The following is a 12564-nucleotide window of genomic DNA, read 5'->3' on the forward strand; positions in this document are numbered from 1 at the left end:
CTCAGTGCCGCACCTGCCCCTCGCCACGCACCACGAAGCGCTCCACGGTCAGCGCTTCCAGGCCCATCGGGCCGTAGGCGTGCAGGCGCGTGGTGGAGATGCCGATCTCCGCGCCCAGGCCCAGTTCGCCGCCGTCGGAGAAGCGCGAGGAGGCGTTGACCATCACCACCGCCGCGCGCAGCGCCTGCACGAACGCCTCGGCGTTGGCCGCATCGGCGGTGGCGATGACCTCGGTATGGTCCGAACCGTAGTGGCGGATGTGCGCGATCGCCGCGTCCAGGTCCGGCACCACGCGGATCGCCAGGATCAGGTCGAGGAATTCGGCGGCGTAGTCGGCGTCGCTGGCCGCGTCGATGTCCGGCAGCAATTCGCGAGTGGCGTCGTCGCCGCGCAGGCGCACCCCGCGCTGCTGCAGCGCCTGCGCCGCCAGCGGCAGGAAGCGCGCGGCGACGTCGGCGTGCACCAGCAGCGTCTCCAGCGAATTGCAGGCGGCCGGGCGCGTGGTCTTGCCGTCCACCAGCAGCTTCACCGCCAGCTCCAGGTCCGCCGAGGCGTCCACGAACAGATGGCACACGCCCTTGTAGTGCTTGATCACCGGCACCCGCGCGTGCTCGGCGACGAAGCGGATCAGGCCCTCGCCGCCGCGCGGGATCGCCAGGTCGACGATGTCGTTGAGCTGCAGCAGTTCCAGCATGGTCTCGCGGCGCAGGTCCTCGACCAGGGTCAAGGCGTCCTCGCCGAGCCCGGCCTCGCGCAGCGCGCGCCGCAACGAAGCGGCGATGGCGGTGTTGGAATGGATCGCCTCCGAGCCGCCGCGCAGGATCACCCCGTTGCCGGCCTTGATGCACAGCGCCGCGGCATCGGCGGTGACGTTCGGGCGCGCTTCGTAGATCATCGCCACCACGCCCAGCGGCACCCGCACCTTCTGCACGCGGATGCCGTTCGGACGCACGTCGTCGCGGGTGACCTGGCCGACCGGATCGGGCAGCGCCGCCACCTCGCGCAAGGCCGCGGCGACGCCGGCCAGGCGCTTGCCGTCCAGCGCCAGCCGGTCGAGCATGGCGCTGCCGACGTCCTTGGCCCGCGCCGCCTCCAGGTCGCGCGCATTGGCGGCGAGGATCGCCTCCGCATCCGCCTCCAGCGCCGCCGCCATCGCCTCCAGCAAGGCCTGCTTGGCCGCGGACGACAGCTGCGCCAGCGCCTGCGCGGCGTCGCGGCATTGCAGGGCTTGGGTTTTGATGGTCATTGGAAAGCCGGGATTTGTGATTGGGGATTGGGGATTCGCAAAAACAGGGCATCGGTCGCCGGGAACCACGCAGGATCGAAACGCATCCCCAATTTCGAATCCCCAATCCCGGCTACACCAGCACCAGATCGTCGCGATGGATCACGTTCTCGCCATAGTTGTACCCCAGGATCGATTCGATGTCGCGCGAATGGCAGCGGGCGATGCGGCGCACGTCGGCGGCCGAGTACTGGCTGACGCCACGCGCCAGGCAGCGCTCGCCGGCGGCGTCGCGCAGGCGCACCTCGACCATGTCGCCGCGGCGGAAGTCGCCTTCGGCGCCGGCCACGCCGCCGGGCAGCAGCGAGGCGCCGCGGTCGGCCAGCGCGGCGGCGGCGCCGGCATCGACCAGGATCGCGCCGGGTTCGACCGGGACGTGGCGCAGCCAGTACTTGCGCGCGGCGATGCGGGTGCGCGCCGGATGGATGCGGGTGCCGCGCAGGCGGTCCTGGGCCAGGCCGCGCACCACCTCGGCGCTGCGGCCGTTGAACAGGTAGGTCTCGATGCCGGCGGCGCCGGCCTTGGCCGCGGCCTCCAGCTTGGTGCGCATGCCGCCGGTGCCGACGCTGCTGCCGCTGCCGCCGGCCATCGCCAGCACCGCCGCGGTCAGCTCGGCCACCTCGTCCAGCGGCTGCGCGCGCGGGTCGCTGCGCGGGTCGGCGGTGTACAGGCCGTCGATGTCGGTGGCGATGAACAGCGCATCGGCATCGACCAGCGCGGCGACGATCGCGGCCAGGTTGTCGTTGTCGCCGAGCTTGAGTTCGTCCACCGACACGGTGTCGTTCTCGTTGACCACCGGCAGCGCGCCCAATCGCAGCAGTTCGCCCAGGGTGGCGCGCGCGTTGAGGTAGCGGCGGCGGTTGCGCAGGTCGTCGTGGGTCAGCAGCACCTGCGCCACCGGGCGCTCGAAGAAGCGCTGCCACAGTGCGATCAGTTGCGCCTGGCCGAGCGCGGCCAATGCCTGCCGCGCGGCGATCGCCGCGCCGGCCTCGGCGGCCCGCGGCAGGATCGCGCGTCCGGCCGCGACCGCGCCGGACGACACGATCACCAGTTCGCGCCCGGCCGCCAGGTTGGCCGAGACGAACTGCGCCAGCCCCAGCGCGTAGCGCGGCGACAGCCCGCCGCCGCCATCGGCGGCGAGCAGGCTGCTGCCGACCTTCAGCACCGCACGCCGCCACGGCGGCAGGCGCTGTTCGGCGAAGGGCGACACAGGCGGGCGGGTCGGGTCGTTCATGGCATCAGCTCAGTGGGCCTGCCACGCGTACACGGTGAGTTCGGAGGCGTCCTGCAGCACCAACGGATCCTGCGCCACCAGCGCACGCGCCGCCTCCAGGCTGGCGACGTTCTTCAGCAGATAGGCGCCGCCGCTGCCGTCGGCGAAGCCGCCGGCGAGTTCCAGCAGGTCCTCGGCGCGCAGCTGCGCCAGGAAGGCGCGATGCGGCTCGACCACCGCGGCAGGAAAGTCAGGCTTGCGCATCGCCATCACCAGGTACAACGTGTTCATCGGTCGTCCTCCCGTGTGTCCATCGAAGCAGGTGGTGCCAGTTCGCGGTCGCCATGGCTATGCGGCGCCGACACCAGCAGAAAACGCAGGTCCGCGGCCGACTCGTTGCGCATCTGGTGCGCGCAGCCGGGCGGCACGTGCAACCCCTGACCGACGTCCAACCTGTGCTGGCGCCCGTCCAGTTCCAGTACCGCCTGCCCGGCCAGCACGTAGAAGAATTGCCGCGCGCGACGATGCAGGTGGCGTTGCTCGACGCTGCCGGGCGGCATGCGCTCTTCGATCACGCCCAGGTCGCCGCCGCGCAGCAGATGCCAGCCGTCGCAACCGCTGCCCCATAGGTAGTGTTCGGCAGTGGCGGTGTCGACGACGTCCATCTCAGGCCAGCGCGTCCCAGCGCGATTGCAATTCCGCCAGACGCAGATCGGCGGCGGCGCCGGGCGAGACCCGCGCGGCCAGGCTGCCTTCCGGCGTGCGCCCCTGCCCTGCGCTGTCCGACGCCGCGGCGGCGGCCTGGTAGGCCTCGCGGAACGGCACCCCGGCCAGCGCCGCCTCGACCGCGACGTCGGTGGCGTACATGCCCGAGTCGATCGCCGCGCGCAGCCTGTCCTGCCGCCACTCCAGGTTGGCCAGCAGCGCCGGCAGCAGTTCCAGCGCGGCCAGGCCGCGGCCGAAGCCGTGGAAGATCGCGCCCTTGCTGCTCTGCAGGTCGCGGTGGTAGCCGGACGGCAGCGACAGCAGCTGCTCGATCTCGGTGCGCGCGGCGGCCACGCTGGCGTGGGTGGCGCGCATCAGTTCGATCACGTCCGGGTTGCGCTTGTTGGGCATGATCGAGCTGCCGGTGGTGTACTGCGCCGGCAAGGCGACGAAGCCGAATTCGCCGCTGGTGAACAGCGACAGGTCCCAGGCCAGCCGGCGCAGGTCCAGGGTCGCGCTGCCCAGCGCTTCCAGCGCGGCCATCTCGAACTTGCCGCGCGACAGCTGCGCGTAGATCGGGCTGACCTGCATGCGCGCGAAGCCGAGCGCGGCGGTGGTGTGCTCGCGGTCGAGCTTGAGGTTGACGCCGTAGCCGGCGGCGGTGCCAAGCGGGTTGGCGTCGATCAGGCGCAGCGTGTCGTTGGCGCGGATCGCATCGTCGATGAAGGCCTCGGCCCAGCCGGCCCACCACATCCCGGCCGAGGACACCACGGCGCGCTGGATATGGGTGTAGCCCGGCAGCGGCAGCGCCTGCTCGGCCTGCGCGCGGTCCAGCGCGACCTTGGCGATCTCGCGGCTCAGCTGCGCCAGCTGCGCCAGCCGTTCCTTCAGCCACAGCCGGGTGGCGACCAGGATCTGGTCGTTGCGGCTGCGCCCGGTGTGGATCTTGCGGCCGGCATCGCCCAGGCGCTCGGTCAGCCGCGCCTCGATCGCCGAATGCCCGTCCTCGAAGCGCTCGTCGAGCACGAACCCGCCGCTGCGGAAATCCTCGGCCAGGATCGCCAGCTCGCGCTGCAGCCCGGCCAGCTCGTCGGCCGAAAGGATGCCGATGCGCTGCAGGCCTTCGGCGTGCGCGCCGCTGGCGGCGATGTCGTGCAGGAAGAACTCGCGGTCCAGGATCACGTCGTCGCCGGCCAGGAAGGCCTGGATCTTGGCGTCGACGGCGACGCCGGGTTTTTGCCAGAGGAGGTTGGTCATTGGGAAGCCGGGAATGGGGATTGGGGAATGGGGATTCGGAAAGCGGCGCGCTGCATCCGTGACAGATGCGGCGCCGACGTGGGCGTCCTACTGCGGCGCGTCCATCGGCGGGATCGAGGTCAGCTCGTCCAGCCCCAGCGCCAGATTGAGATTCTGCATCGCCTGCGTCGCCGCGCCCTTGAGCAGGTTGTCCAGGGTCGCCACCACCACCAGGCGCTTGTTGCCCGGGGCCAGGGTGAAGCCGCCGATCTGCACGCCGTGCCTGCCGGCGATGCGGCTGACCCACGGCGCCTCGTCGAGCACCTCGATCAGCGGCTCGCCGGCGTAGCGCTCGCGGTAGCGGCGCTGGATCGCATCCAGCGCCAGCGGCTGCTGCAGCCACAGGTTCACGGTCATGGTGATGCCGCGGAAATGCGGCGCCACGTGCGGCATGAACTCCACCGGCACGCCCAGCTGCGCGGACACTTCGCGCTCGTGCATGTGGTCGGTCAGCGCGTACGGCATCAGGTTGTCGCGCAGCAGCTCGGGGTTGTTCTTGTCCGACGGCGTGGTGCCGGCGCCGGAATAGCCGGACACGCCGAAGCACTGCGGCGGGCCGGCCAGCTGGTCGAGCAACGGCGCGATCGCCAGCTGCATCGCGGTGGCGTAGCAGCCGGGATTGCTGATCCGCTTCTGCCCGGCGTAGCGCGCGCGGGTCAGTTCCGGCAGGCCGTAGTACCAGCCGGGGTCGAAGCGGTAGTCGGCCGACAGATCGACCACGACCGGATCGAGCGCGGCCGGTTCGGCCGCCGCCGCGTCCAGCGCGGCCACGTAGGGCGCGGCCTTGCCGTTGGGCAGCGCCAGCACCACCGCGTCGGCGCGCTTGGCCGCGACCGCGTCGGCGTCCAGGTTCTCGTAGCGCAGCTCGCCCTGGTAGGCCTCGCTGTGCTCGGCCACGCGCTGGCCGGCCAGCTCGCGCGAGGAGACGAACGCCAGCTGCAGTTGCGGATGCGCGGCGACCAGCTTGATCAGTTCGGCGCCGGTATGGCCGCGCGCGCCGACGATGCCGACGCCATAGGTCTTGGAAGTCATGTATGCGAGTCCAGGCGGAACTGCAGGTGGCGTTTCACCCCGGCCCATTCCGTATCGATGATGGAGAACACCACGGTGTCGCGCGGCGTGCCGTCGGCGTGGCGCTTGTGGTTGCGCAGCACGCCGTCCTGCTTGGCGCCGAGCCGGGCGATGGCCGCGCGCGAGGTGTGGTTGAACCAGCTGGTCTCGAAGCCGACGCTGATGCACTGCAGGGTCTCGAACGCGTACTGCAGCAGCATCAGCTTGACCTCGGTGTTGACCCCGCTGCGCTGCACCCGCGGCGCGTACCAGGTATAGCCGATCAGCAGCGTCGGCACCTCGGCGTCCAGCCCGTAGAAGCGCGTGCTGCCGACGACTTCGCCGGCCGCATCGCGCACCGCGAACGGCAGCACGCGGCCCTGCGCCTGCACGTCCAGCGCGGCGGCCACGTAGCCGTCGACCTTGTCCGCAGCCGGCACGCTGGTGTACCACAGCCGCTCCAGGCCGCTGCCGTGCAAGGCCGTGCGCAACGCGTCGGCGTGCGCTGCCCGCAACGGTTCCAGCGACGCATGCCGGCCCTGCAGGCTCGGCACCTGGCGCCACAGCGCAGGCAGCAGGTCCATGCTCATCGCGATCAGCCCAGCAAGGTCGGCGTGCGGGTGGCGCAATGCGCCACGCAGTGCTGGATCTGCTCGAAGTTCTCCAGCCCGTACCAGAACACCTTCCACTTCTCCTGCTTGAAGCAGCCGTCGGATTCGGCGTAGTAGAAGATGTTGACCTGGTTGTTGTGGCGCGAGCGCCAGAACAGCTGCGGGGTCTCCTCGCGCATCACGTTCCACACCGCGCGGCCCAGGCCTTCGCCCTGCGCGTCGTCGAGCACCGCGAACTTGTCCAGGTAGGTGTAGCCATCCTCGTCGGTCAGGATCACCGCGGCGCGGTAGTTCTCGCTGACGTAGGCGCGCAGCAGCCGGGTGCTGTCGAAATAGTCCGGCACCAGGGTGCGGCCGAAGCTGGACTCGATCAGCGTCTGCAGCCGCGGCAGGTCCAGCTCGCTCCACGCCGTGGCGCGCAGCACCTTCTCGCCGCGCCGCACCAGCGTGCCCGAGCCCTTGTGGGTGAACAGTTCCTTGGCCAGGTCGGCCGGGCGCGTGATCGACACCGACGACTCCAGCGGCAGCCGGTCCAGCAGATCCTTGATCTGTTCGATCTTGACCCGCATGCCGCCGTTGATCCACGGCTGCTGCATCAGGTGCGCGTACTCGGTGGACAGGTTGATCGAGTCGATCACCTTGCCGTCCTCGTCGAGCAGCCCGCCGGTGCCGGTGAGGAAGATGATCTTGTACGGCTGCAGCTCCTGCACCAGTTCGTTGGCGGCGAAGTCGGCGTTGATGTTGAGGATCTGCCCGCTCGGGGTCTCGCCCAGGCTGGTGATCACCGGGATCGAGCCGGCCTGCAGGCTGGCCTCGATCGGCGCCAGGTTCACCGCCTTGACCTCGCCGACCAGGCCGTAGGTGTCGCGGTCCAGGTACTGCGCCTCGAACACGCCGCCGGTGATCGAGGTGGCGCGCGCGCCGTTCTGCTGCAGCGCCTCCACCAGCTTGAGGTTGGAGGCCTGGAACACCTTGCGCACGATCGCCAGCGCTTCCGGCGAGGTCACCCGCAGGCCGTTGACGGTCTGCTTCTCGATGCCCGCGGCCGACAGCTCCGCGTCCAGCTGCGGGCCGGCGCCGTGCAGCACGATCGGGGTCAGGCCGACCTCCTGCAGGAACGACAGCGACGAGGTCAGCGCCTCCAGGTCGTCGCGCAGCACCGCGCCGCCGACCTTGACCACGGCGAAGCGCTTGGCGTCCAGCTGCGAAAAGCGCTTGAGGTACTGGCTGATCTCCTTGGCGCTGGCCATGCTCGAGAGCAGGCGGACGATGGTCTGGCGGGTTTGCTTGTTGGCGTGCATGGCGGTGATGGCGGTTCCGTGATCCGGGATGGAAGGGCCGTGGCCCCGGCGGCGCGTGCTCAGCGCACGCCGTTGATGATGCGGTCCACCGAGGTCGCGTAGCGCTGCAGCTGCTGCAGCGTCACGAACTCGTCGGCGGTGTGCGCCTGGGCAATGTCGCCCGGGCCGTAGACCAGCGCGGTGTAGCCGCCGGCCGAGAACAGCGAGGCCTCGGTCCAGAAGTCCACCGCGTTGCCGATCGGCAGCTCCAGCGCGTCGGCCACGTCGCGCGCGGCCAGGCGCCGGTCCTCGGCGAGCGCGATGTCGCCCGAGGGCAGGCTCGGCCCGCGGAAGGTCTCCTCGAAGTGCGCGGCGGCCGGGTCGGCGAAGCCGGCGAAGGTCGCCAGCAGCGCGTCCACGTCCATCGACGGCAGCGGCCGGAAGCCGAAGCGCAGCTCGGCCGCCGGCGCGATCATGTTCGCCTTGATGCCGCCCTCGACCCGGCCGATGTTGAAGCGCAGGCCGGTCAGGCCGCCGAAGCGCGCATGCGCCAGCGACTCGACGTGGTCCAGGGCCTTGCCGCCCCAGCGCATCGCCTGGTGCAAGGCGCTGGCCGAGGGATCCTGCTTGCCCGAGGCATGCCCGGCGCGGCCGGCGAAGCGCATCAGCACCGAACTGATGCCGCGATGCGCCAGCACCGCCTCGCTCATCGTCGGCTCGGCCACCAGCACCGCCTCGTAGGCGATGCCGCGGGCCAGGAACGCGGCGATGCAGCGCGGGTCGTTGGCTTCCTCGTCGCTGGAGAACAGGAACGCGGCATCGCCGTCGCCGGCATTGGCCGCCGCGACCAGCGCCGCGGCCGCGCCCTTGATGTCGCACACGCCCAGGCCGATCACGCGGTCGTCGGTGCGGCGCATGCGGTGCGGGTCGGCGCTCCAGTGCGGCGAGTCCGGCACCGTGTCCAGGTGCACGTTGAACAGGTACTTCGGCGTGCCGCGCACCGCGTACAGGCTGACCGCCCCGGCGCCGTGGTCGATCACCTCGACCTGGAACCCGGGCAACTGCGCGCGCAGGTAGTCGAAGATGCCGCCGGTGGTGATCGCGCGCGGCGGATTGCGGGTGTCGAAGGACACCAGGGTCTGCAGATGCGCGAGGGTGGATTGGAGCAGGTCGGTCATGGCGGGTCAGGCAGCCGTGGTGCTGGTGCGGTAGAGGTCGTGGTGGGCGATTTCCATCAGCGACTGCGGGCGTGTCGGCGCGGCGAAGCCGTACTGGGCGTACAGCGCATGCGCGTCGGAGGTGGCGAGCATGAAGCGGCGCAGGCCCTGCAGCTGCGGATGGGCCATGATCGCCGCCATCAATTGCTTGCTGTAGCCGCGGCCGCGGTACGCATCCAGCACGAACACGTCGGCCAGGTAGGCGAAGGTCGCGCCATCGGTGATCACCCGTGCGAACGCCACCTGGCCTGCGCCCTCGACGTAGCCGCCGAAGCACAGCGCGCCGGCGATCGCCCGCCGCACCGTGTCCAGCGGGATGCCCAGGCACCAATAGGCCTGTTCGCTGAGGAAGCGATGGATCAGCGGCAGATCCAGTTCCTGCTTGTCGGTGCTGATACGCAATTCGTGCATGGGTTCCATCACGACAATTCCTTCTCCCGTCGGGAGAAGGTGCCCCGAAGGGGCGGATGAGGGGCGCCTCGAGAGACCTCGAGAAGCGACCAGGACGAACGCGTCGCCACGCGCCCGGAGGGAGAACGATGGGAATGGCCGCTGCCGTGGTTCACCATGACCGGCGCGTGGCGGCGCGTTCGTCATGATCGGTCCCGAAGGTTTCCTGCGGCTCACCCCAACCCCTCTCCCGACGGGAGAGGGGCTCTCGCTCCGCTCCCAGTGGAGGTGGGTTTTATCCTCAGCGATTGACCTGCGCGTACAGCGTCGAGCTCATCCCGAACAGCTTGATGAAGCCCTCCGCCTCGGCCACGCCCCAGTCCGCCGACTGCGCGTAGGTCGCGCCCTTGGCGTTGAGCAGGTGCGGCGACTTCACCGCCACCGCATCGACACGGCCGCCGCGGGTCTCCAGCGTCACTTCGCCGTTGACCTTGGCCTGCGAGGAATCCAGGAACGCCTCCAGGTCGGTCTTCAGCGGGTCGTGGTAGAAGCCTTCGTAGACCAGCTCCACCCACTTGCGCGCCACGTCCGGCTTGAAGCGGTTCTGCTGCTTGGTCAGCACCGCGTCCTCCAGCGCGCGGTGCGCGGCCAGCAGCGAGATCAACCCCGGCGCCTCGAACACGATGCGGCCCTTGAGCCCGATCACGGTGTCGCCGGTGTACATGCCGCGGCCCACGCCGTACGGGGCGAACAGCTTGTTGAGCTTGGCCAGCAGCTTGGCGCCTTCCAGCGGCTTGCCGTCCACCGCCACCGCTTCGCCGTGCTCGAACTTCAGCGTCACCGTCAGCGGCTCGGTCGGCCACGCGCTGCGCGGCGCGCACCAGCCGCGGGTGCCCTCGCCCGGCGCTTCCCAGCGGTCGATCTCGCCGCCGGACATGGTCACGCCCAGCAGGTTCTCGTTGATCGTGTACGCCTTCTGCTTGGCGCGCACGCCGAAGCCGCGCTCCTCCAGGTACTTCTGCTCGTAGGCGCGGGTCTGGGTGTGTTCCTTCTGGATCTCGCGGATCGGCGCCACGATCTCGTAGTCGCCCAGCGCCTTGACCGCCAGGTCGAAGCGCACCTGGTCGTTGCCCATGCCGGTGCAGCCGTGCGCGATGACCTTGGTGCCCAGCTCGTCGGCGCGCTTGAGCGCGGCATCGACGATCAGATAGCGGTCGGACACCAGCAGCGGGTACTGGCCCTGGTAGCCCTCGCCGGCCCACACGAACGGCTTGACGAAGCCGCTCCAGATCGCCGGGCCGCCGTCTACGGTGACGTGGCTGGCCGCGCCCAGCTCGGCGGCGCGCTTCTCGATGAAGTCGCGCTCCTCGTCGTCCACGCCGCCGGTATCGGCGAACACGGTGTGCACGGCGTAGCCCTTCTCCTGCAGATAGGGAATGCAGAAGCTGGTGTCCAGGCCGCCGGAGAACGCGAGGACGATGTCCTTACCGCCGGGAGTCGGGAGTGGGGATTCGGGATTGGTGGAAGCGGTCTGCTGCGACATGGGGGGAATCTCTCTGCGGTTGACTAATTAAGAGCGGGAAGGGAGGTCGCCGTTGCGAATCCCCAATCCCGAATCACGAATCCCGGCGGCCCACCAGGGCCGCCATGATCGCCTTCTGCACATGCAGCCGGTTCTCGGCCTCGTCGATGGCGATGCAGTTCGGCGAATCCATCACCGCGTCGGTGGCCTTGACGTTGCGGCGCAGCGGCAGGCAGTGCGAGAACACGCCGTTGTTGGTCAGCGCCATCTTGCGCTCGTCGACGATGAAGTGCTGGTACTGGTCGCGGATCGGCTTCTCCGGGCCCCAGTTGCCGAAGAACGGAAGCGCGCCCCAGCTCTTGGCGTAGACCACGTCGGCGCCGGCGTAGGCGCTGTCGATGTCGTGGCTGACCTGCAGCGAACCGCCGCTCTCGGCCACGTTCTGCGCCGCCCAGTCCATGTAGCGCTGGTCCAGCACGTAGTCCGGGGTCGGGCACAGCAGGGTCACGTCCATCCCCAGGCGGGTGGCGATGGTCAGCGCCGAATTGGCCACCGCGGTGTTCAGCGGCTTGGGGTGGTAGGTCCAGGTCAGCACGTACTTCTTGCCGCGCAGGTCCTGGGTGCCGAAGTGTTCCTGCAGCGCCAGCGCATGCGCCAGCTCCTGGCACGGGTGGGTGATGGTCTCCATGTTGATCACCGGCACCGGCGAGTACCTGGCGAAGCTCTTCAGCACCAGGTCCTCGCGGTCCTTGGACCAGTCCACGAACTTCGGGAACGCGCGTACCCCGATCAGGTCGACGTAGCGGCCCAGCACCCGCGCCACCTCGGCGATGTGCTCCTCGGTGTCGCCGTCCATCACCGTGCCCAGGTCGAACTCGATCGGCCACGCGTCCTTGCCCGGCTGCAGCACCACCGCATGCCCGCCCAGCTGGAACGCGCCCAGCTCGAAGCTGGTGCGGGTGCGCATGGACGGGTTGAAGAACACCAGCGCGATCGACTTGCCCTTCAGCTCGCTGCCCAGCTTGTTGCGCTTGAACAGCGCGGCCTGGGTCAACAGCGCATCCAGCTCGGCCCGGCTCCAGTCCTGGGTGTTCAAGAAGTGCTTCAGAGACATCGATCCATCCTTTGCTGCGTGGAGCCACCGCGGCGGTGGCGTGCGCGGGACGCGCGGTGGTTGCTCGGTAGTTCTTTACGGGTGAAACCTTTCCAGGGTATGAAAACGAAAAAACCCAGCCTCGGGCTGGGTTTTCAGAACGAACGGCACAGCGCTCCGGTTACCCAGCCAGGATGTGGGATTCCGGTCGGCGCGCGCGCGACGTCATGCCCGAGGCCATGCGCGCGGCGCTGAGATCGTGCTGGGGCAGGTTCGCTTTCATCGGCGCGCATCCTCGCACGCGCACGCCGCAGGCGCAAGCGCGCGAGCGGCTCATCGCGGCGGCACCACGACCGCGTCGGGCACGTACGGCGCCACAGACACGCGGATGCGCAGCCGGTTGCCCGGGTCCTCCGGCAGCCGCGAGCGGTACTTGGTGCCCTTGTAGACGTAGTCCACGTCGTAGGCGATCGGCCGGCGGAACTCGCGGCCGACCTCGACGGTGCGGCAGTTGCGCCCGCTCGACGGCGGCGCCGGCGCGGCGGCGGCCGGCGCGGGCGGATCCTCGTGGCGGCGGCTGAAGATGTCCTTGACCGAGTCCATCAGCCGGTTCAGGCGGCTGTCGTCCTCCGGCTTGGCCGGCGCGGGGGCCGGCGCCTGCGCCGGGGCCTGCACCGGGTCGCATTGCTGCTCGGTGCGGGTGGCGCGCAGGGTCTGGTACACCGGCTCCACGTTCAGCACCTGCGCGTAGTCGAGCTTGACGTTCTCGATCACCACCACGCGGTTGCGCGCCTCGTTGTCCTGGGCCCAGGCCGGCACGGCGACGCATGCGAACAGGCCGGCCAGCGGCAACAACAGGTTCGGACGCATCGGCACCAGGCTTCGAAGGACAGAACGAGCAG

General features: G+C 69.9%; 13 protein-coding genes. All 13 read right to left on the reverse strand.

Going from position 1 to position 12564, the window contains the following annotated elements:
* Position 1: 1 nt before the first annotated feature.
* The 13 genes from AB3X10_RS14020 to AB3X10_RS14080 all read right to left on the reverse strand — a co-directional run bounded on the left by AB3X10_RS14020 (position 2) and on the right by AB3X10_RS14080 (position 12532).
* Entirely contained in the window at positions 2-1246 is a 1245-nt protein-coding gene (locus AB3X10_RS14020) for a glutamate-5-semialdehyde dehydrogenase (protein ID WP_369975719.1), read from the reverse strand.
* Positions 1247-1358: 112 nt separating this feature from the next.
* Positions 1359-2519 (reverse strand): glutamate 5-kinase, encoded by a 1161-nt coding sequence (proB, locus tag AB3X10_RS14025; RefSeq protein ID WP_369975721.1) that lies wholly within the window; start codon positions 2517-2519, stop codon positions 1359-1361.
* A gap of 9 nt (positions 2520-2528) precedes the next feature.
* Positions 2529-2789 (reverse strand): YciI family protein, encoded by a 261-nt coding sequence (locus AB3X10_RS14030; protein ID WP_369975722.1) that lies wholly within the window; start codon positions 2787-2789, stop codon positions 2529-2531.
* Entirely contained in the window at positions 2786-3163 is a 378-nt protein-coding gene (locus AB3X10_RS14035; RefSeq protein ID WP_369975724.1) for a cupin domain-containing protein, read from the reverse strand. Before AB3X10_RS14035 ends, AB3X10_RS14030 begins: the two co-directional genes overlap by 4 nt.
* Position 3164: 1 nt before the next feature.
* Positions 3165-4460, reverse strand: coding sequence for an argininosuccinate lyase (gene argH, locus AB3X10_RS14040; protein ID WP_369975726.1), 1296 nt, complete (start codon positions 4458-4460; stop codon positions 3165-3167).
* Positions 4461-4547: 87 nt separating this feature from the next.
* Complete coding sequence (argC, locus tag AB3X10_RS14045; RefSeq protein WP_369975728.1) at positions 4548-5531, reverse strand: N-acetyl-gamma-glutamyl-phosphate reductase; 984 nt, start codon at positions 5529-5531, stop codon at positions 4548-4550.
* Entirely contained in the window at positions 5528-6139 is a 612-nt protein-coding gene (locus AB3X10_RS14050) for a GNAT family N-acetyltransferase (protein ID WP_369975729.1), read from the reverse strand. The genes argC and AB3X10_RS14050 overlap by 4 nt, the downstream gene beginning before the upstream one ends.
* A gap of 5 nt (positions 6140-6144) precedes the next feature.
* Positions 6145-7461 (reverse strand): acetylglutamate kinase, encoded by a 1317-nt coding sequence (locus AB3X10_RS14055; RefSeq protein ID WP_369975730.1) that lies wholly within the window; start codon positions 7459-7461, stop codon positions 6145-6147.
* A 59-nt stretch (positions 7462-7520) separates the two neighbouring features.
* Positions 7521-8618 (reverse strand): acetylornithine deacetylase, encoded by a 1098-nt coding sequence (locus AB3X10_RS14060; RefSeq protein ID WP_369975731.1) that lies wholly within the window; start codon positions 8616-8618, stop codon positions 7521-7523.
* Positions 8619-8624: 6 nt separating this feature from the next.
* Positions 8625-9077 carry a GNAT family N-acetyltransferase gene (locus tag AB3X10_RS14065; protein WP_369975732.1) on the reverse strand — a complete coding sequence of 151 codons (453 nt, stop codon included), beginning with the start codon at positions 9075-9077 and terminating at the stop codon, positions 8625-8627.
* 271 nt (positions 9078-9348) lie between these two features.
* Positions 9349-10590: an argininosuccinate synthase gene (locus AB3X10_RS14070; protein WP_369975734.1), complete on the reverse strand. Its 1242-nt coding sequence runs from the start codon at positions 10588-10590 to the stop codon at positions 9349-9351.
* 73 nt (positions 10591-10663) lie between these two features.
* Positions 10664-11683 (reverse strand): N-acetylornithine carbamoyltransferase, encoded by a 1020-nt coding sequence (locus AB3X10_RS14075; protein ID WP_369975736.1) that lies wholly within the window; start codon positions 11681-11683, stop codon positions 10664-10666.
* Between the two features lie 312 nt (positions 11684-11995).
* A complete protein-coding gene (locus AB3X10_RS14080; RefSeq protein ID WP_369981831.1) occupies positions 11996-12532 on the reverse strand; it encodes a hypothetical protein in 537 nt (178 codons plus the stop codon).
* Between the last annotated feature and the right edge of the window lie 32 nt (positions 12533-12564).

The sequence above is a fragment of the Xanthomonas sp. DAR 80977 genome (genome assembly GCF_041240605.1).
In the GTDB taxonomy this organism is placed as follows: domain Bacteria; phylum Pseudomonadota; class Gammaproteobacteria; order Xanthomonadales; family Xanthomonadaceae; genus Xanthomonas_A; species Xanthomonas_A bundabergensis.

Coding starts and splice junctions, on each gene's coding strand:
- argH (WP_369975726.1), bottom strand. CDS start 4,460: ATGACCAACCTCCTCTGGCAAAAACCCGGCGTCGCCGTCGACGCCAAG.
- AB3X10_RS14035 (WP_369975724.1), bottom strand. CDS start 3,163: ATGGACGTCGTCGACACCGCCACTGCCGAACACTACCTATGGGGCAGC.
- AB3X10_RS14030 (WP_369975722.1), bottom strand. CDS start 2,789: ATGAACACGTTGTACCTGGTGATGGCGATGCGCAAGCCTGACTTTCCT.
- AB3X10_RS14060 (WP_369975731.1), bottom strand. CDS start 8,618: ATGACCGACCTGCTCCAATCCACCCTCGCGCATCTGCAGACCCTGGTG.
- AB3X10_RS14080 (WP_369981831.1), bottom strand. CDS start 12,532: ATGCGTCCGAACCTGTTGTTGCCGCTGGCCGGCCTGTTCGCATGCGTC.
- AB3X10_RS14055 (WP_369975730.1), bottom strand. CDS start 7,461: ATGCACGCCAACAAGCAAACCCGCCAGACCATCGTCCGCCTGCTCTCG.
- AB3X10_RS14020 (WP_369975719.1), bottom strand. CDS start 1,246: ATGACCATCAAAACCCAAGCCCTGCAATGCCGCGACGCCGCGCAGGCG.
- proB (WP_369975721.1), bottom strand. CDS start 2,519: ATGAACGACCCGACCCGCCCGCCTGTGTCGCCCTTCGCCGAACAGCGC.
- AB3X10_RS14050 (WP_369975729.1), bottom strand. CDS start 6,139: ATGAGCATGGACCTGCTGCCTGCGCTGTGGCGCCAGGTGCCGAGCCTG.
- AB3X10_RS14065 (WP_369975732.1), bottom strand. CDS start 9,077: ATGGAACCCATGCACGAATTGCGTATCAGCACCGACAAGCAGGAACTG.
- AB3X10_RS14070 (WP_369975734.1), bottom strand. CDS start 10,590: ATGTCGCAGCAGACCGCTTCCACCAATCCCGAATCCCCACTCCCGACT.
- argC (WP_369975728.1), bottom strand. CDS start 5,531: ATGACTTCCAAGACCTATGGCGTCGGCATCGTCGGCGCGCGCGGCCAT.
- AB3X10_RS14075 (WP_369975736.1), bottom strand. CDS start 11,683: ATGTCTCTGAAGCACTTCTTGAACACCCAGGACTGGAGCCGGGCCGAG.